Origin of the sequence: Streptosporangium sp. NPDC001681 (genome assembly GCF_040298085.1) — a bacterium.
Taxonomy (GTDB): Bacteria; Actinomycetota; Actinomycetes; order Streptosporangiales; family Streptosporangiaceae; genus Streptosporangium.
This window is the reverse complement of sequence record NZ_JBEOZN010000010.1, coordinates 77,554-95,434: the sequence shown is the minus strand read 5'-3', so window position 1 is coordinate 95,434 and position 17,881 is coordinate 77,554. Positions and strand designations below refer to the sequence as shown.

Sequence of the window (17,881 nt, the reverse complement as noted above, 5' to 3'; positions counted from 1 at the left end):
GCGCACCTCAGCGGGAGCGGGCCTTCATGGCGGCCTTGCGGGCCGACTTGGCCACCGCGGCGGTGCCGTGCCTGGAGCCGAGCAGGTCGAGGACGGCGAACGTGTCGGGGTGCTCCACCAGGGCCATCTCCTCGACCACGCGTACCAGGTCCTCTCCGGGTTCGAGCGCGTCGAACTCGCAGATCGCCTCGGAGGCCTCGCCCCGCTCCAGCAGCGAGGCGAGCGAGTCGACCGCGAGCCAGGTGTTGTCCGCGGGGGTGAGCGCGGGCGCGGGCAGATCGCGGATGTGCAGCCAGGAGGCGGCGTAGCGCCACATGGCGGGCTCGGAGAGCGCCTCCCTGAGCGGGGCCTCGGCCTCGGGGCCGAGCTCCTCCAGGATCGCGCCCGCGACACCGCGCCGGCCTGCCGTGCCCGAGGCCGCGACCTTGACCAGCTCGCGCGCGGCGGCCTCGGGGTGGCGGGACTCCAGCCACACGGTGACGGCGCTGGGCGCGGCGGAACCCTTCACGATCGCCTCGACCAGCTCGGGCGCGCCGAGGTCGGTGAAGACGGCGACCTCGGCGCCCGTCGGCGCGTCGTGGCCCTCCCTGATGAGGTCCTGGCGGACGGCCCACATGCCGAGCGGGGTCAGCCGGGGCCTGCCCGCCCGCGAGGTCTCGACCAGCCCGCAGTAGCCCAGGAGCGACAGGGCCGACTCCAGCTGGGCGGGCAGCGTGCCGGTCAGCGTCCTCATCTCGGCGGGACCGGCCCCGCAGGCCACCCGGTGCGACTGCAGGATGCCCTTGACCAGGGTCGCGGTGGACAGTCCTTCGCGCACGGCGTACAGCGTGGCGAGCATCTCGGCCAGGTGATCGTCGATCACGGGAGACCCGGTCAGGTCGTCGTCCGCACGGTCGAGGACGTCCATGACCACGCCGTCCCAGAACCCCAGCACGGCCCGGTGCGGCAGGTCGGCGGAGAGCTTCAGCGGGCCGGGGTCCACCCGGCCGCGGGAGATGCGCAGCATGCCGGTGTTGACCGCGACCACCCAGAGCAGGTGCAGCCGCGCCGGGCCCGGCAGGCCGAGCTCCGCGCACGGCGCGAACGGGTCGAGCAGCAGTCCCTCGGGGGTCACCGCGCGGGTGCCGGTCCAGGCGGTCAGCCGCTGGGCGTCGAGCACCAGCGGCACCAGCGGCACGGACGCGGCCAGCTCGGCGTCCGGGGCGAGGTCGACCGGCGGGAAGCTCAGCGCGTCGCCGCGCGGGGGGCAGTCACGGCCCGCAGCCGTGACCGACTCCTCCAGAACGGCTGTTCGCAGCTCGCGGGGTGCCGCTCCCAGCTCGTCCACAAGCCTGCGCAGCTCGCCGATGTCGAAGACGTTCCCACTGTTCCCGCTCTTTGCCACCCGTGAAACTTACTGCACTCGCGCCTCACGCATACACGGCTCAGCCGATGGCGCGGGAACGTGCCTTGAAAGCCGCCTTGCGGGCCGCCTTGGCCGCGTTGTGGTCCCTCAGGGAGCGTCCGAGCAGCTCAAGAACCTCGACGACCTCGGGGTGGTCGACCCGCCACATCTCCTCGATCACGCTCTGCGGCGGCCCGGAGGCGGACATGTTCTCGGCGAACGTCTCCGGATCCTCCTCGGCGGAGGGCATGGCCAGGACGAGCATGTCCACGCTCATCCAGAGCACCTCCTCCGAGGTGAGCGCGGGGGCCGCCAGACCGCGCGCGGTCAGCCAGTGGATGGCGTGCGGGCGCAGCTCCGGCTCCTCCAGGAAGGCCCGTACCGCCTCCTCCGCGTCGGCGCCGAGGCGGTCGACGATCGTCACCGCGATGCCCCTGGCGACCGAGGGCGCCCCCGAGACGGAGCCGAGCAGCTCGGTGACCGCCTGCGCCGGGCTCCTGTGCCGCAGCCAGCCCTCGATGTCGGCCTCGGCCATCTCGGCGGGCATCCCCGACAGCAGCCCCTCGATGAGCTCGGGTGCGTCGGCGAGGGCCAGGTCGGCCGCCTGGGGCGCCTCGATGCCCAGGTCGGTGTAGAGCCTGTGCAGCCCCCACAGGGCCAGCGGGGTGAGCTCCAGGAGTTCGTCGCCCGGCTCGGCCATCCCGCAGTAGGCGAGCCGCCGCGCGACCTCGGGGACGTCGATCTCCCCCTCCTCCACCAGGCCGATCTCGTCCAGGTACTCCCTGACCAGCGGGATCGGCACGGGTGCCTGGAGCCGGTAGAGCATGTCGCACAGGCCGTAGAGCTCCTCGTCCAGGGAGACCTCACCCGTCACGGCACCGCCGGTCTCCTTCTCGACGACGAACTCGACGGTCGCGGCCCAGATGTCGAGCGGGTCGAAGTCCTCGCCGTCGAAGATGGCGGTGCCCTCGACGGTGACCAGGCCGGTGTGGACCGCGAGTTCCCAGAGCAGACCGGGGTCGGTCACCGAGAGCTGGGCGATCGCCTCGGTGGCGTCACGGACCCTGAGCCTGCCCTTGACGGTGGGGGTGCGCCCTCCCGCGAGCATCCACTGAACCAGCCTGCGCGCGTCGGTCAGCAGCGGCACCCGCAGGGCGCTCTGGGCGAGCGTCTCGCGGGGCGCCAGGCGCACCGGGGGAAGCGGCGAGCAGCCGGGGCAGTCGCAGTGTTCGACGGCGGGCTCCTCCTGCACCGCCGAGACGGAGAGGATCGCGTTCCCAGCGCTCTCAGTGCTCCCGGCGGCCCGCTCCAGCGAGTCGGCGCCCATCGCGCTGAAGAGGCTCTTGGCCATGCCGAACCTGGAGGTGTCGGCGAGGGCGATGGGCATCTCGGGCTCGATCCGGTCGAGGACGCTCCTCATCCGGACGGCCATCTTGCCGCCGATCTCCTCGGTCGAGAGCAGGAAGTCGACCAGGGTGCGGGCGGCGGCGACGGTCTCGGGGGCACTCTCCGGCGGGGCGATGACCTTGCGTGGATAGATGTTGAGCAGCAGCTCCTCGAAGGCGACAGGAGTGAAATCACCCAGCTCGTTCACGTCCAGATAGTCACTCGCGTAGTCGCAGAGCAGCCGCACCTCGTCCACGTCAACGTCCAGGCCGCGCGCACGCCCCCACGCGCGCAGGTCGTCTACGGCCCGATTCACCCATTCGATCGACACAGGGGAAAATTAACGGCTTACTGCCAGCACCGCGAATCGGGGAAACAACTCAAATCACATCTAGGGGGTCAATGCATACCTTGACCACCTCCGCGGCCTTGCGTGCGGAGCGCACTCCCACGGCTCCTTTCAGGGCCGCGGCCAGCGTGGAGCCGGAGCCTCGCGCGATCCGCACCATGGCACGTTCCCGCACTTGATCCCCCCTGGGCGAGGCCACCGGGACCGGGCCGAGCACCTGTGCCTCGGGGGGCAGCGCCATCTCACCGAGCATTTCCCTGACCCCCGCCGGAGATCCGGTGAGCGTCGCCATTTTCACCGCCGGGGGGAAACCGAGTTCTGTCCTGTCGGCCAGTTCTCTCTCGGCATGTGTCACCGGATCCCAGCGCAGCAACGCCTGCACGGCGGGCAACGAGGAATCGGCCAGCACGACCAGCTCGGCGGCGGGCCGCAGCAGCGCCGCCGCGTTCATCCACCGGCGCAGCGTCTCCTCGGCGGCGCGCAGGTCCGGTCTGCCGAGCAGCGCCCAGCCGTCCAGCAGCACCGCCGCCGCGTATCCGCCCTCGGGCACCGGCTCGGCTCCCGGGGTGGCCACCACCAGTGCCCGGGCCGCGCCGACCGTGGCCAGCACCCCGTCCCTGCCCGACGTCTTGACCCGTACGGAGGGGAAGGCCCGCCCCAGTTCCTCGGCGGTGCGGCGGGCACCGACCACCTGGGCCCGCACCCGCGCCCCGCCGCAGGAGGGACAGCGCCACTCGCCGGCGATCCGGCCGCACCAGCGGCAGTACGGGGCCACGTGGCCACCACGTAGCGCGAAGGGTCCGCCGCAGTGCCCGCAGCGGGCCGGCGCCCGGCAGCCCTGGCAGGCCAGCGCGGGCAGGTAGCCCCGCCGGGGGACCTGCACCAGCACCGGGCCGCTCTCCAACCCCGTGCGCAGGATCCGCCAGGCGAGGCTGGGCAGCCGGGCGGCCCTGGCCGCCTCGTCCCTGGCCAGCTCCGAGTCCTCCCCCGCCGGACGGACCCTCGGCGCCCTGGCCCTGACCGCCTGGCGGGCCGCGACGATGGGCCCCGCCCAGCCCGTGGCGATGAGCTGGGTGGCCTCCGCCGTGCGGGCGTACCCGCCGATGAGCAGGCCCGCGCGGGCCCGGTGGGCACGCAGCGCGAGGACCTCCCTGGCGTGCGGGTAGGGGGCGAGCCGCTCGGAGTGCAGGTCGTCACCGTCGTCCCAGATCACCGCCAGCCCGAGGTCGGCGACCGGGGCGAACGCCGCCCCCCTGGTGCCGACGGCGACCCGGACCTGGCCCCTGGACAGGCGCAGCCACCGCCGGTAGCGCTCCGCGGGCCCGAGGTCCGCCGTCAGCGCCACATGCGCACCGGGCCCCAGGACGGCGCTCAGCGCCGCGTCGGCCAGGGCCACGTCCTTCCCGTCGGGAAGCACCACGAGGGCCCCCCTGCCACCGTGCAGGGTCTCCCGTACGGCAACCGCGACCGCCCGCGGCCACCCGGGCCCGTCCTGGTCGGTGCCCGGCAGGGCGGTCCACACGGCTCGGGGGGAGCCCCCCTTCGCCAGCGCCGCCAGGAACGCCTTCCCCTCCCGGTAGTCCGCCCACGGCCCCGGCCCCGCGTCCGGCCCGCTCTCCACTCCCCATCCCGGCGCCTGAGCCGGTCCGCTCCTCGCTTCCGGCTCCGGATCCGTCCGCTGCCCCGGTCCGCTCTCCACTCCCCGGCCCGGCTCGGATTCCGGCTCCCCCCGGGTCTCACCCGCTTCGGCCCCTCCCTGGGGCACACCCGCTTCCGGCTCCCCCCGGGTCTCATCCGCGACGCCGATCATCTCCACCGGCGGGGCCGTACCCGCCGCGGGAACGGCCTCGGCCTCGACCCTGGCGTGGCGGGGCGGGACGGCCAGGCGCAGCACGTCGGCCATGGTCCCGGCGTAGTGGTCGGCCACCACCCGGGCCAGCGCGGCGATCTCCGGGGTGAGCACGGGCTCGGCGGAGACGACCCGCTCCAGGCGGGTCAGCTTGCCCTGGTGCTCGGTGGTCTCCACCCGTTCCAGCAGAAACCCGTCGACGAGCTTGCCCGCGAACCTGATCCGGACCCGGCACCCCGGCACCGCGGCGGTGTCCAGGGGGGCGGGGACGAGGTAGTCGAACAACCGGTCGAGGTGCGGCAGCGGGGTGTCGACGACCACCCGCGCGACCGGCAGCTCCGCGGCCGGCTCCGGCACCCCTCTGACCTGCTCGGCCACCCCTCGCGCCCGAGCCACCCCCGCCGCTCGGACGGCCCCCGCCCGTGCCCTGGCGGCCCTGCCGGGCACGGGCCGCTCGCGTACGGCGTCGAGCGGCAGGAGGGCGTCATCGTCCGGCGAGGGGTTGGCGTGGGTCACCCGCCTGTCCTACCAGAAGCCGGCCCCCGTCCAGACGGTCGGCCCGTCGGCGGTATGGCACCGGGTGCGAGAAGCACCGGACATGGAACGGCATACCGGACGGACCACCACCGAACCCGACCGGCTGGATCGGCCGGCGAGTCCAGGCGGGCGAATCGGGCAGAACGGGTGGCACGGTGGTGGACCCGGCCGGGCGGACCGCCACCGCACCCCGTTCCGCCGGGTCAGATGGCACGGCGGTGGGTCCAGCGGCCACCGAGCAGGGTGCCGAGGATCGGCATATGACGGAGACCGTCCCCGTCCAGCCCCGCCGGATCGTACTCGGTGATCATCAAGTCCGCGGGGTCGCCCGGGCGCACCTCGGCGCGGCCCCGGCCGGCCGCCGCCAGCGCCACCGGCAGCGAGATCGCCTGTTCCGGGTGCCACGGCGGCCGCTCGTCGTCGGTCCTGGCCACGGCGGAGGCGATCCCGTCCCACGGGTCGAGCGGCGCCACCGGAGCGTCGGAGCCCAGCTCCAGGGTCGCCCCCGCGGCCAGCAGGTCGGCGTAGGCGAAGGCCCGCCCGGTCCGCCCTCGCCAGTGCAGATCGGCCACCTCCCGGTCGTCGGGCGCGTGGGCGGGCTGCACACCCGCCACCAGACCGGGCCTCGCGAACCTCCCGAAGTCCTCCGGGCGGACCAGTTGCGCGTGCTCGATCCTCCCCGGGCAGCCGACCCGCTCGAAGGCGTCCAGCGCGATGCCTACCGCCAGGTCGCCGATGGCGTGCACCGCCGGGGCGATCCCATGCCTGGCGGCCAGCTCCATGACCCCGTACAACTCCTCCGGCGGTGTCTCCAGCAGCCCGCGCGCGTCGCCACCGGGATACGGGTCCGTGCAGTAGGCGGTCCTGGTGTTCAGCGAACCGTCCACGAACGTCTTCACCGGCCCGACCTCCAGCAGGCCCCCCGAGCCCGCGACCGGCTCCCCGGTGCGCAACCCGCGATCGATCGCCTCTTCGAGCCGGTTCACCGGGATCGAGCAGCTGACCCGGACGTCGACCGCCCCCCGCGAGATCCGCCGGGTCCAGTCGGTGACGTTGTCGGCGAACTCGAAGTCCAGCACGCCGACGACGCCCCTGGCCGCGGCGGCGGTGGCGGCCTCGGCCACCCAGCGGTCCAGCTCGTCCTCGGGGGGCGGAGGCATCTGGGCCATCGCGTCGTAGCAGTCGCGCTCGCGCAGCACCCCCGTCGGATGCCCGCCCCTGCCGATCACCGCCAGCGCGGCCGGGCTGAACCAGGCGGTGTGCAGATCATTGCTCACCAGCACGATCGGGCAGCCCGGCGCCGCCGCCTCCAGCAGCGACTTGTCCGGCGTGTCCGGCCACAGGCCGTCGCGGAAGCCGTAGCCGACCGTGAACCCGGACGTACCCGCCTGCGGGGCGACGAGGTCGACCGCCTCCCGCGCCGACCGCGCCGAGGTCAGATCGATCCTGCGCCGGGCCTGTGCCCACTGCACGGAGTGCACGTGCGCGTCCCACAGCCCCGGCAGCAGGGTGGCGCCCCCGACGTCCACCGACTCGTCGCAGGCAGGAGGCTCCGGGGCCACCTCCGCGACCCGGCCGTCAACGATCAGGACATGGCGCAGCGGCCCACCGAGACCGATCCGCGCGTTACGCAGCAGCAGGCGAGCAGAAGAGGACATGAGGAGACTCTAGGCGGACGGCCGACGCCCCCTCCCCTCGGCTGCCGGGGCAACGGGTCCCCCGCCCGACAAACCCGACCGATCACTCATTCCGGACTCCCGGGACCGGGGCGCGCTCGGCAGACTGTCGGGGGTGACAGACCCCCTGCTGAACGACGAACTCGACTCCGTTCCCGACCATGACCGGTTCGCCACCGTGGACGAGATCACGGCCGCCCTCACCCGGCTGGCCGCCGACCATCCTGGCGTCGCCTCGCTGAGGCGGGTGGGCAGCTCCGCCCTGGGTGAGCCGATCCTCTGCCTCAGCGTCGGTGACGGGCCGCGTCACGCGCTGGTCGGCGCCATGCCGCACCCCAACGAGCCCATCGGCGGGCTCACCGTGATCCATCTCGCCACCCGGCTGTGCGAGAGCGCCGCGCTGCGCGAGGCCACCGGTCACACCTGGCACATCGTGGGCTGCCTCGACCCGGACGGGACCAGGCTCAACGAGGGGTGGTTCGCCGGGCCGTTCACCAAAGCGCACTACGGCAGGCACTTCTACCGTCCTGCCGGTGACGAGCAGGTCGAGTGGACCTTCCCCTTCGCCTACAAGCGCGCCTACTTCGACCGGGTGATGCCCGAGACACTGGCGCTGATGCGACTGATCGACGACACCCGCCCGGCGTTCATGACCACCCTGCACAACAGCGAGATGGGCGGGGCGTTCTTCTACCTCAACCGCCCGGTGCCCGAACTGCAGGCCCTGCTCAAGTCCCTGCCGGGCCGGTACGGCGTGCCGCTGCACGCGGGCGAGCCCGAGCACCCCTCGGTACGGACCCTGGAGGAGTCGGTCTTCCTCGCCCCGCGGATGGAGGACACCTACGATTACATCGAGGCGCTCGGCGAGGATCCGGTGGCGCAGCTCACCGGCGGGTCCAGCGACTCCTACGCCGCCCGGTACGGCACGCTCTGCCTGACCGCCGAACTGCCCTACTGGAGGGATCTCACCGCCGACGACCGCTCCCCCGCCGGGGTCGGATACGCCGATCTGATCCGGACCCACGCGGCGGACCTGCGCGAGACGTTCGCCGTCCTCGACGAGACGCTCGGCGCCGTCTCCGGCGACCTGGCGACCCGCTCCCCGTTCGTCCGGGCCAGCAGGTTCTTCGTTCCGTTCATCGAGGGGATGGCCACCACCGCCGAGCACCACGCGCGGGCGCCGGAGAGCGACCGGCCGGCCACCGTCGCCGAGCGGCAGTCCTGCCGCGACACCGCGCACAGCGTCCGGCTCAGGTTCGGGGGCATGCTGCTGCGCGCGCTGGAGGGCGAACTCGCCGTCGGCAACGGCACCCCGACCATCCGGGCGCGGGCCCGCACGCTGTCGGACACCTACGCCAAATGGTGCGCCGAGGCCGAGGCGGGCACCCCCGACGAGACGATTCCGATCCGCCACCTGGTCGCCATCCAGTACGGCGGCATCCTCGCCGGAGCCGCCCACGCCTGAGGCTCCCAGCCGATCGATCCGGATGCCTAAGGTAAAACCAGGGATTGCCTTCGGTAGGAGGCTTTCGATACGAGGCCGACGCCGCCTGCGGCGTCGGAAAACGGGTCGTCTCCGGATGAACACCAAGGAATTGATCCGGAGTTGATGGAGCAATTCATCGCGTCGCCGGAGCAGGCACGGAAAGTGATCGGTGAGGAGACCGCGAGAATTCCGAACGCGCTTTCCTCGGCGGCACCGACCGGCCCGCGGCGCTGCGGATCCGCGAGATCGAAGGCCGGCTGGAACAGGATGTGGTTACTGTTTTGACGCGCGAATCCTTCTTCACCAGCTCGTCTCTCGGCGCTTCCCGATCGACGGATGAAATCTTGTACCCCCGCCACCCAGGCCACCGGCCAGCATATTGAGTATTTTTATCGAATCATCTACATCGGACCTTTTGGCGCCGGCGGCGGCATATGTTCTCCTCACCTTCTCCTCATCACGGGGGATGTCCTTCCCGCCCTTGTCCATTGCTCTGACATCTTTCACGGCAAGCAAATTCATCAACCAGTCGATGTCCGCCTGCAGTGTCGCCCCGGCCTGGGCCGCCATCAGCCCCGGAGATTCAGAAGAGCACGCGCCCAGAGACAGCATCCCAAGGCGACGACCACGGCTGACCCGACACGGGCGAAAGCAAGGTGTGCCACGAATCCCCCCATCCATGCCGGCCGACATCGCTTAGATCCCATGACTCTCAGGCATCACCGCCACACCGCCGGCGGGCGGCCGTACGGCACGTTCGTCGTCGAGGTCGTCCGCAGACCCGAGGTCACCCGGGTGACGGTCTACGACTCCGGCCAGGGCTCCGTCCCCGCCATCGCCCACCCCGCCCTCCTCGGCGAGGGCGGCCGGGGACTCCCCCTGGTCACCGCCCTGGCGTCCCAGGTCGGCCGCCGAGGCAGCCAGCCCCACGGCCACGCCGTCTGGGCCCGGTTCACCGTCGAAAAGTTCCCCACATCCCCCGAGCGCTCATGACAAACGGGCTGTCATGAGCACTAGACGGGAGTGAAACCGAGCGCTGCGGCTGCCTCGCTCTGGGCGTTGTCACGACTGGCGAAGCCAAGTTTGTCTCCCGGATCTTCCAGTAGCGGGACGGCTGCCAACTCCGCGACAGCGAGGTGAATCGCGTCGAGCGCGCGAAGGGCATGGGTGTAGACGATCTCCGTGGCCCGTTGCTCCACGGTGTTGCGAGGAGCGGTCAGCAACGTGACGGGGCCGTCCTCTCCAAGATCTGCCGCCAGTACGGTAAGCCTGGTGTCCAGTTCCAGCAGCCGCCTGGCACGAGAGGCGCGCACCAGCACGCCGGTCACCTCCACCACCGTCAAGGTGCTGGTGACAAGCAGATGCTCGGGGTTTTCGAGGAGTTCCCTGGCTCGGCCGTGACCCGGTTCGTCGTGGAGGTAAGCGCAGGCCAGGACCGAGGAGTCGACGTAGGTGAGCACGATGGTCAGCGACCCTCGGCCCAAAGGTCGTCAAGGACTGGGCCGATGCCCCTGGTGGCGTCAAGCGCGCGCACACGGTCGGCTTCGGTCACCGGAGGAGCAGGGGGACGCTCCGCGAGCACGCCGAGCCGACGAGCGCGTGCGCGAAGCTCCGCCCGGGCATCCAGCACCTCGTCGGACACGCCGTGGGCGAGGATCTCCCCAGCGGTGGCGTTGATGGAGCGGCCGGTACGGCGAGCCCTCCTGGTTATCCGCCGATGCAGATCGTCATCGATTCGAAGAAGTAGTTGCTTCATACTCCAACGATATCAATCGAAGCCCTAGAAGTGATATCACTTTCCGCCAGGCACGCGACGGCCCCCGTGAATGAGAATTCACAGGGGCCGTCTTGAAGCGTGCGGGTCAGAGACCGGCGGCGGCGCGCAGGGAGTCGGCGCGGTCGGTGGACTCCCAGGAGAAGCCCTCGCGACCGAAGTGACCGTAGGCGGAGGTACCCGAGTAGATCGGGCGGAGCAGGTCGAGGTCGCGGATGATCGCGGCCGGGCGCAGGTCGAAGACCTTGACCACGGCTTCCTGGATCTTGCTGATCTCGACCTTCTCGGTGCCGAAGGTCTCGACGAACACGCCGACCGGGTGCGCCTTGCCGATGGCGTAGGCGACCTGGACCTCGGCGCGGTCGGCCAGACCGGCGGCCACGATGTTCTTCGCGACCCAGCGCATGGCGTAGGCGGCCGAGCGGTCGACCTTGGACGGGTCCTTGCCGGAGAAGGCGCCGCCACCGTGGCGGGACATGCCGCCGTAGGTGTCAACGATGATCTTGCGACCGGTCAGGCCGGCGTCGCCCATCGGGCCGCCGATCTCGAAGCGGCCGGTCGGGTTGACCAGGAGGCGGTAGCCCTCGGTCTCGATCTCCAGGCCGGCCAGGACCGGGTCGACCACGTGCTCCTTGATGTCGGGCGCGAGCATCTCCTTGAGGTCGATCTCGGCCGCGTGCTGGGTGGAGACGACCACGGTGTCGAGCCGGACCGGCTTGTCGCCGTCGTACTCGACGGTGACCTGGGTCTTGCCGTCGGGGCGCAGGTAGGGCACCGTGCCGTCCTTGCGGACCTGCGACAGGCGCTCGGCCAGGCGGTGCGCCAGCTGGATCGGCAGCGGCATCAGCTCGGGGGTCTCGCGGCAGGCGTAGCCGAACATCAGGCCCTGGTCACCGGCGCCCTGGCGGTCGAGCTCGTCGCCCGCCTCGCCCTCGCGGTTCTCGTAGGCGTCGTCGACGCCCTGGGCGATGTCGGGCGACTGCGCGCCGATGGACACCGACACGCCACAGGAGGCGCCGTCGAAGCCCTTGTGCGAGGCGTCGTAACCGATCTCGAGGATCTTCTCCCGGATGAGACCGGGAATGTCGACGTAGGTCTCCGTCGTCACCTCTCCGGCGACGTGGACCTGACCGGTGGTGATCAGCGTCTCGACCGCGACGCGGCTCTTGGGGTCACCCTTGAGCATGGCGTCGAGAATCGCGTCACTGATCTGGTCGGCGATCTTGTCCGGGTGGCCCTCTGTGACCGACTCGGAGGTGAACAGGCGACGGGACAAGTCAGTGGCTCCTCATGCAGCGGCTGCTGGCGTCTGGGGCTCTGGCATCGGCAGGACACCAGTAGCGCTCCGGCGAATTCTAGCCCCACCTGATGCGGGGCCGCGAAACCGTCTCAGATCGTGTCCCCTAAATGTTCAGATCATTTACTGGAAGGGCTGCGGGTTCACCGGAATCCATCGCGGGGAAACCCACCTGCCATGACGTGAGGCGGGACACGTTCCGGAAGCCGGCCAGACAGGGATCCGGAGCCCACGAAATCCCCGGCTCACCTCACCTGCCCGGGACTCGAGGCCCCGGCTCCCGGGCTCACCCACATCTCGCGGGCGGGATGCGCAGCCCCGCCCCACCCGGATCCCCAGGGGCTCACAGTCCGGTTCACAGATCGGGCAGCGGGTCGGGCGGCAACGTCTCCGGGGCGAAGACCTCGGCGTCGGCGGCGGAGATCACCGCGGCGTACTCCTCCTCGATCTCGAACACCATGCCACCGAGCTCGATGGCCGCGCCCGCGGAGAACTCCAGCGGGCCGAGCCGGGTGCGCCGGGTGTGGGTGGCGTACACCGAGGTCGGCGCGTCGCGGTCGAAGAACTTGGTGGAGAGCAGGTAGATGGCGCGGTCGGTGATCACGATGAGGAAGGTCGCCATGCCCGGGGTGCCCACCGACAGAGCCGGCAGAACGTAGTGGATCTCCTCCCCCGGAGGAAGCAGCGCTCGGCATCGTGCCCTGACCGCGGCGGCGACAGGCATGATCCAAACCCCTCCCGGCTGCGATGTGGCAGGGCTCTGGGAGGCAGTATCCGCCGGGAGTCGGGCTACGGCAAGTGGTCAGGCCAGGCGTGCGGCGACGAGGTCCCAGAGCACGTCGGCAAGGGCCTCCTTGGGACCGCGCGGGATGTCGACCTGCTCCCCGTCCGCGAGGAGGACCACCGCCGCGTTGTCGGGGGTGCCGAAGGCGAGATCGTCGCCGACCTGGTTGACGACGAGCAGATCACAGCCCTTGCGGGTGAGCTTGGCCCGCCCGTTGGCGAGGACGTCGTCGGTCTCGGCCGCGAATCCCGCGATCACCTGAGGGTACGGCTTGAGCCCCGCACGGCGCCGTTCCCCCAGCTCCGCAAGAATGTCTGGATTTTTCACCAGATGAATGGCGTCAGGCTCGTCGGCGGTCTTCTTGATCTTCGACTCGCTCCGCGCCGAGGGCCGGAAGTCGGCGACGGCGGCGGCCATGACCACGGCGTCGGCGCCCTCCACCGCCTCCAGCACGGCGTCGCGCAACTCCAGGGCCGAGGTGACCCGGACCACCTTGACCCCCGCGGGGTCGGGCAGGGCGACGTTGGCGGCCACCAGGGTGACCTCCGCCCCTCGGGCGACGGCCGTGCGGGCCAGGGCGTAACCCTGCAGCCCCGAGGAACGGTTGCCGATGAAACGGACCGGGTCGATGGCCTCGCGGGTGCCGCCCGCGGAGATCACCAGGCGACGGCCCGCCAGGTCCGCGGGGCGCCCGGAGAGGACGCCGCGGCAGACCTCGAAGATCTCCTTCGGGTCCGGCAGGCGGCCGGGGCCGGTGTCGGCCCCGGTCAGGCGGCCCACCGCGGGATCGACGACGATCGAGCCGCGCTCGCGGAGCGTGGCCACGTTCGCGCGGGTCGCGGGGTGCTCCCACATCTCGGTGTGCATCGCGGGGGCGAACACCACCGGGCAGCGCGCGGTGAGCAGGGTGTTGGTCAGCAGGTCGCCGGCCAGCCCGTGGGCGGCCTTGGCGAGCACGTCGGCGGTGGCCGGCGCGACGACCACCAGGTCGGCGCCCTGCCCGATGCGGACGTGCGGCACCTCGTGCACCGACTCCCAGACGTCGGTCGTGACCGGGTTGCCGGACAGCGCGGCCCAGGTCGGCTCACCGACGAAGCGGAGCGCCTCCCTGGTCGGGACCACGCGCACCTCGTGGCCGGACTCGGTGAACAGGCGCAGCAGCTCGCACGCCTTGTAGGCGGCGATGCCCGCGCTCACACCGAGGACGACCCTCGGCTTGCGGGGAACCACGGAGGTCGGCATCGAGGTGGGTCAGCCCTCGATCGGCTCGGAGGTGAGCAGGCCCTCACTGACCTCGCGCAGCGCGATGGAGAGCGGCTTCTCCTGCGCGTGGGTCTCGACGAGCGGGCCGACGTACTCGAGCAGGCCCTCGCCGAGCTGGGAGTAGTAGGCGTTGATCTGACGCGCCCGCTTGGAGCCGAAGATCACGAGACTGTACTTGCTGTCGACGATGTCGAGCAGGGCGTCGATTGACGGGTTGGTGATGCCTTCGGAGTAGGCGGCGCTGGTTGCCACGTGTGATTTCCCCTAGCTAGGTGAACGTCCGAGGCGTGAACCCTCGGGAGCATCAGCCAACAAGGCTATCAGCCGATGACATACATCCTGGACTGACGTGTTGACGAGCGTCAGGTCGAACTCCCGCTCGGCCGCCATCTCGATCCGGCCGGCCGCCAGGCGGCGGGCGATGACGTCCTCGGGCTCGGTGCCCCGGCCGCGCAGGCGCTTCTCCAGCTCCTCCCAGGTCGGGGGGGCCAGGAAGACCAGCAGGGCCTCGGGCATGGTCGCCCGGACCTGCCTGGCGCCCTGGAGGTCGATCTCCAGCAGCGTGGGCACCCCGGCGGCGAGTTTCTCGAGCACCGGGCCGCGCGGCGTTCCGTACCGGTTCCCGGCGAACTCGGCCCACTCGAGCAGCTCGCCGGAGGCGGCGAGGCGGTCGAACTCCTCGTCGTCGGCGAAGAAGTACTCGACCCCGTGGGTCTCCCCGGGACGGGGTTTCCTGGTGGTCACCGAGACCGACAGCCACACCTCCGGGTGTGCCCGCCGAAGCTCGGCGACGACCGTGGACTTGCCGACGCCGGACGGCCCGGACAGGACCGTCAGACGCCTACCGGCCGGGAGTCCGGCGAGGGCTCGCGCCCCCTTCGGACCTCCGGCCGAGGATGTGGAGCGACCGGCTCCGCCCTCGGCGGTTGCCTCCGGAGCCCGGCTCTTGCCGGACCGCGACGTTCCGGTCACTCCAAACCCCCCGTGATGCTGTCCCCATATGGGGTGAACGTGGTCGTTTGAACCGAGATTAGCTCTCGGCCCCGCCGAACTCACGCTCGAGCGAAGCTCGCTGGTTCGTACCCAGGCCCCGCACGCGGCGGGACTCGGCGATGCCAAGCCGCTCCATGAGCTGCTTGGCGCGAACCTTACCCACGCCGGGGAGCGACTCAAGAAGGGCCGAAACCTTCATCTTGCCGATGACGTCGTCGGCCTGCCCGTCTTTGAGCACCTCAGCCAGAGAGACCGCACCGTGCTTCAGGCGGTTCTTCACCTCGGCACGCTCTCGGCGGGCCTTGGCAGCCTTCTCTAGGGCTGCGGCGCGCTGCTCAGGGGTTAGGGGAGGAAGAGCCACGCCGGGTCACCTCGAATTTCCTGTCGATGTACTCGGACGGGAAGGGAAACTAGCTGGTCATGACGCTTCAAGCAACGTCAAGACCACTTTATCCCCCTAGAAAATCTACTTCGTGACTTTCCGTGCTCGCGACATCGCTCTGTGTGGACAAAACTACGCTCAACGCCGAGTTTTCCGGGGTTGTGTCATGCGCCGTGTCATGCGCCGTGTCCGGCGGCCGTGGAGGTGCGCCGGAGGGCCGCGGCGATGCCCGCGGCCGTCGCGCCGGGGTCGGCTGAGCCGGTGATCGGGCGGCCGATCACGAGAAGGTCCGCCCCGTCGGCGAAAGCCTGCTCGGGGGTCGCTACTCTTGCCTGGTCCTGACTCTCGGCGCCGGCGGGGCGGACGCCGGGGGTGATGAGCGTGATGTCGGGCCCGACCTCGGCACGCACCGCGGCCACCTCGCGCGGCGAGCAGACGAGGGCCTGGGCGCCCGCGGCGACGGCCATGGCCGACAGGCGGCGCACGGCGTCCTCGGACGGGCCCCTGACGCCCATCTGCTCCAGATCGGCCTCCGAGAGCGACGTGAGCAACGTCACCGCCGCGATCTGGGTGTTGGGCATGGCCTCCACCGCCGCCCGGATCATCGCCGGGCCGCCGGTGGCATGGACCGTCAGGATGGCGGGCTTGAGCCTGGCCACGGCCCTGGCGGCGCCCGCGACGGTGTTGGGGATGTCGTGGAGTTTAAGGTCGAGAAAGACCCGCACCCCGCTCGCCCCCCGGACCGAGGCGATCACGTCGGGGCCGTAGCGGAGGTAGAGTTCCAGCCCGACCTTGACCGTGGTGACGTGTGGAGTGACCAGGCTGGCCCAGTGAGCCGCGGTCTCGAGGTCTGGCGCGTCCAGGGCGACGGCGATGGGTGCGGGCGTCACAGGGAACTCTCCTCAAGGTCTATCCGGTGCCGGGTGGACGCCCCCGGCGGGCGGTGTGCCAGCCCGACCGCGTCGGCCAGCCGGTGGAACCCCCGGGCCGCCAGGATCTCCTCAAGCTCGCGGAGGATGCGCAGGCAGGCGTAGGGGTCGTGGAACAGTGCGGTCCCCACGGCGACGACGCAGGCTCCGGCGAGGATGAACTCGAAGGCGTCCCTGCCGGTCAGCACGCCGCCCATGCCGATGATGGGCACGCTGGGCAGGGCCGCGTGGACCTGCCATACGCAGCGTACGGCCAGTGGCCTGACCGCGGGGCCCGACAGGCCGCCGGTGACCGCCGCGAGCACGGGCCGCATGGCCTCGGTGTCGATGCTCATGCCGAGCGGATTGTTGATCATCGACAGGGCGTCGGCGCCGCCGTCCACGCACGCGCGGGCCACGCTCACGATGTCCATGACGTCCGGGGAGAGCTTGGCCACCACCGGCACGTCGTAGCGCATCACCGAGCGCACCGAGGCGATCACCTCGGCGGAGGCCGCGCCGTCGCGGGCGAAGACCCTGCCCCGGTCCTCGATGTTGGGGCACGACAGGTTGACCTCCACGGCGGTGACGCCGGGCGCGTCGGTGAGCCTGCGGGCCAGCGCGGTGTACTCGGCCACGGTGCCGCCGCCGATGGACACCACGGTCCGCACGCCCCGCTGGGCCAGCCAGGGCAGCTCACGCTCCAGGAAGGCGTCCACGCCCGGCCCCTGGAGCCCGACGGCGTTGAGCATGCCCGAGGGCGTCTCGGCCATCCTGGGGGTCGGACGGCCCGCCCTGGGAGCCATCGTGATCGACCGGGTGGTCAGCGCGCCGATCCGGGCGAGGTCGAAGAACTGGGCGAGTTCGGAGCCGGACGCCGCGCACCCGGCGGCCGTGGTGACGGGGTTGACCAGTTCCACGTGCCCCAGGTACGTCCGCATGTCAACCGGCATTCCGTATTCCTCCACCGGGCGCTCCCAGCGCGTCGAACGGGATCGTCCCGACGTCGTCGAAGCGGACGCGCTCACCCCTGAAGACCGGTCCCTCGACGCACGAGCGCACCATCCGGGTCACCCCGTCGTCCCCGATGACCGGCAGCACACACGTCATGCACACGCCGATCCCGCACGCCATCCGCTCCTCGACCGCCACCTGGACGGGGATGTCGAACTCGACGGCCACCGTGGTGACGCCGTGCAGCATCGGCATCGGACCGCAGGCGTAGACCGCGTCGGCCCGTACGTCGGCGATCACGCCGGGCAGCACGTCGGTCACCCGGCCGCGCATGCCCAGGGAGCCGTCCTCGGTGGTCAGCGTGGTCGTCTCCCCCATCCTCCTGGCCCGCAGGGCGCCGAACACCCGGTCGGCCGAGGCCGCGCCGAGCACGAAGTCGACGCGGCAACCACGCCGCTGGAGGGCGTCGGCCACGGTGAACAGCGTCGCCGAGCCGTGCTCGGCGCCGACCAGGACGCAGGTCACCGGGTCTCTGGGCAGCGGGAACGGGCGGCCGAGCGGGCCCACCAGGTCGAGGGTGTCGCGGGCGCGCCGGTCGGCCAGCCAGGCCGTGCCCGGCCCGCTCACCGAGAAGACGAACTCGACGGTACCGCCGTAGTCGGGCTTGACGTCGTGGACGAAGAAGGCACGGCGCGTCAGCATCGACGTCTGCGCCCCGCCCACGGCCACCCCGACGAAGTGGCCGGGCCGGAAACGCTCGGCGATGCCGGGCGCCACCACGGTGAGCGCATGGTAGGCGTCGACGCGGCGCGTCGTCAGCACCGTGCCTGTCACCTGCACCGGAGTAACAGGCGTCTTC

General features: G+C 71.4%; 18 protein-coding genes. 2 read left to right on the top strand and 16 right to left on the bottom strand.

The annotated features are described in order from the left end of the window. Positions 1 to 7: 7 nt before the first annotated feature. From ABT130_RS06955 to ABT130_RS06940, 4 genes are all read right to left on the bottom strand, one after another. Positions 8 to 1,384, bottom strand: a complete 1,377-nt coding sequence (locus ABT130_RS06955) for a hypothetical protein (protein WP_350953519.1) — start codon at positions 1,382 to 1,384, stop codon at positions 8 to 10. Positions 1,385 to 1,424: 40 nt separating this feature from the next. Further along, a complete protein-coding gene (locus ABT130_RS06950) occupies positions 1,425 to 3,101 on the bottom strand; it encodes a hypothetical protein (RefSeq protein WP_350953517.1) in 1,677 nt (558 codons plus the stop codon). A 49-nt stretch (positions 3,102 to 3,150) separates the two neighbouring features. After that, positions 3,151 to 5,484: a primosomal protein N' gene (locus ABT130_RS06945; RefSeq protein WP_502992094.1), complete on the bottom strand. Its 2,334-nt coding sequence runs from the start codon at positions 5,482 to 5,484 to the stop codon at positions 3,151 to 3,153. Positions 5,485 to 5,708: 224 nt separating this feature from the next. After that, the gene (locus ABT130_RS06940) at positions 5,709 to 7,163 is read right to left on the bottom strand and encodes an amidohydrolase (RefSeq protein WP_350953515.1); all 1,455 of its coding nucleotides are present in this window, start codon (positions 7,161 to 7,163) and stop codon (positions 5,709 to 5,711) included. 133 nt (positions 7,164 to 7,296) lie between these two features. Here ABT130_RS06940 and ABT130_RS06935 point away from each other — a divergent pair, with 133 nt between their 5' ends. After that, complete coding sequence (locus ABT130_RS06935; protein ID WP_350953513.1) at positions 7,297 to 8,646, top strand: M14 family zinc carboxypeptidase; 1,350 nt, start codon at positions 7,297 to 7,299, stop codon at positions 8,644 to 8,646. 26 nt (positions 8,647 to 8,672) lie between these two features. On the opposite strand, the gene ABT130_RS06930 is transcribed toward ABT130_RS06935, so the two are convergent. Beyond that, positions 8,673 to 9,035: a hypothetical protein gene (locus ABT130_RS06930; protein WP_350953511.1), complete on the bottom strand. Its 363-nt coding sequence runs from the start codon at positions 9,033 to 9,035 to the stop codon at positions 8,673 to 8,675. Positions 9,036 to 9,372: 337 nt separating this feature from the next. On the opposite strand from ABT130_RS06930, the gene ABT130_RS06925 reads away from it, so the two are divergent. Next, positions 9,373 to 9,660: an ATP-binding protein gene (locus tag ABT130_RS06925; protein WP_350953509.1), complete on the top strand. Its 288-nt coding sequence runs from the start codon at positions 9,373 to 9,375 to the stop codon at positions 9,658 to 9,660. A gap of 20 nt (positions 9,661 to 9,680) precedes the next feature. Here the strand turns inward: ABT130_RS06925 and ABT130_RS06920 are convergent, their stop codons facing one another. The 11 genes from ABT130_RS06920 to ABT130_RS06870 form a co-directional block, all read right to left on the bottom strand. Continuing rightward, positions 9,681 to 10,127: a type II toxin-antitoxin system VapC family toxin gene (locus ABT130_RS06920; protein ID WP_350953507.1), complete on the bottom strand. Its 447-nt coding sequence runs from the start codon at positions 10,125 to 10,127 to the stop codon at positions 9,681 to 9,683. A 5-nt stretch (positions 10,128 to 10,132) separates the two neighbouring features. After that, entirely contained in the window at positions 10,133 to 10,423 is a 291-nt protein-coding gene (locus ABT130_RS06915; protein WP_350953505.1) for a FitA-like ribbon-helix-helix domain-containing protein, read from the bottom strand. Positions 10,424 to 10,529: 106 nt separating this feature from the next. Then, entirely contained in the window at positions 10,530 to 11,717 is a 1,188-nt protein-coding gene (metK, locus tag ABT130_RS06910) for a methionine adenosyltransferase (protein ID WP_350924440.1), read from the bottom strand. A gap of 376 nt (positions 11,718 to 12,093) precedes the next feature. Beyond that, positions 12,094 to 12,462, bottom strand: coding sequence for a hypothetical protein (locus tag ABT130_RS06905; RefSeq protein ID WP_350924438.1), 369 nt, complete (start codon positions 12,460 to 12,462; stop codon positions 12,094 to 12,096). Positions 12,463 to 12,540: 78 nt separating this feature from the next. Continuing rightward, the gene (coaBC, locus tag ABT130_RS06900; protein ID WP_350953503.1) at positions 12,541 to 13,764 is read right to left on the bottom strand and encodes a bifunctional phosphopantothenoylcysteine decarboxylase/phosphopantothenate--cysteine ligase CoaBC; all 1,224 of its coding nucleotides are present in this window, start codon (positions 13,762 to 13,764) and stop codon (positions 12,541 to 12,543) included. A gap of 9 nt (positions 13,765 to 13,773) precedes the next feature. Next, entirely contained in the window at positions 13,774 to 14,037 is a 264-nt protein-coding gene (gene rpoZ, locus ABT130_RS06895) for a DNA-directed RNA polymerase subunit omega (protein ID WP_030909981.1), read from the bottom strand. 12 nt (positions 14,038 to 14,049) lie between these two features. Further along, on the bottom strand, positions 14,050 to 14,622 hold the full coding sequence (gene gmk, locus ABT130_RS06890) for a guanylate kinase (protein ID WP_051752025.1): 573 nt from the start codon (positions 14,620 to 14,622) through the stop codon (positions 14,050 to 14,052). Between the two features lie 193 nt (positions 14,623 to 14,815). Continuing rightward, a complete protein-coding gene (mihF, locus tag ABT130_RS06885; RefSeq protein WP_030909986.1) occupies positions 14,816 to 15,139 on the bottom strand; it encodes an integration host factor, actinobacterial type in 324 nt (107 codons plus the stop codon). A 197-nt stretch (positions 15,140 to 15,336) separates the two neighbouring features. Then, positions 15,337 to 16,050, bottom strand: coding sequence for an orotidine-5'-phosphate decarboxylase (gene pyrF / locus ABT130_RS06880; protein WP_350953501.1), 714 nt, complete (start codon positions 16,048 to 16,050; stop codon positions 15,337 to 15,339). Further along, on the bottom strand, positions 16,047 to 17,021 hold the full coding sequence (locus tag ABT130_RS06875; protein WP_030909991.1) for a dihydroorotate dehydrogenase: 975 nt from the start codon (positions 17,019 to 17,021) through the stop codon (positions 16,047 to 16,049). The genes pyrF and ABT130_RS06875 overlap by 4 nt, the downstream gene beginning before the upstream one ends. Further along, entirely contained in the window at positions 17,011 to 17,862 is an 852-nt protein-coding gene (locus tag ABT130_RS06870; RefSeq protein ID WP_350924430.1) for a dihydroorotate dehydrogenase electron transfer subunit, read from the bottom strand. Before ABT130_RS06870 ends, ABT130_RS06875 begins: the two co-directional genes overlap by 11 nt. Positions 17,863 to 17,881 lie beyond the last annotated feature (19 nt).

Excerpts from the sequence above, each read along its gene's own strand:
- ABT130_RS06940 (WP_350953515.1), bottom strand. The coding sequence starts at position 7,163 with ATGTCCTCTTCTGCTCGCCTGCTGCTGCGTAACGCGCGGATCGGTCTC.
- ABT130_RS06925 (WP_350953509.1), top strand. The coding sequence starts at position 9,373 with ATGACTCTCAGGCATCACCGCCACACCGCCGGCGGGCGGCCGTACGGC.
- ABT130_RS06915 (WP_350953505.1), bottom strand. The coding sequence starts at position 10,423 with ATGAAGCAACTACTTCTTCGAATCGATGACGATCTGCATCGGCGGATA.
- ABT130_RS06905 (WP_350924438.1), bottom strand. The coding sequence starts at position 12,462 with ATGCCTGTCGCCGCCGCGGTCAGGGCACGATGCCGAGCGCTGCTTCCT.
- coaBC (WP_350953503.1), bottom strand. The coding sequence starts at position 13,764 with ATGCCGACCTCCGTGGTTCCCCGCAAGCCGAGGGTCGTCCTCGGTGTG.
- ABT130_RS06875 (WP_030909991.1), bottom strand. The coding sequence starts at position 17,021 with ATGCCGGTTGACATGCGGACGTACCTGGGGCACGTGGAACTGGTCAAC.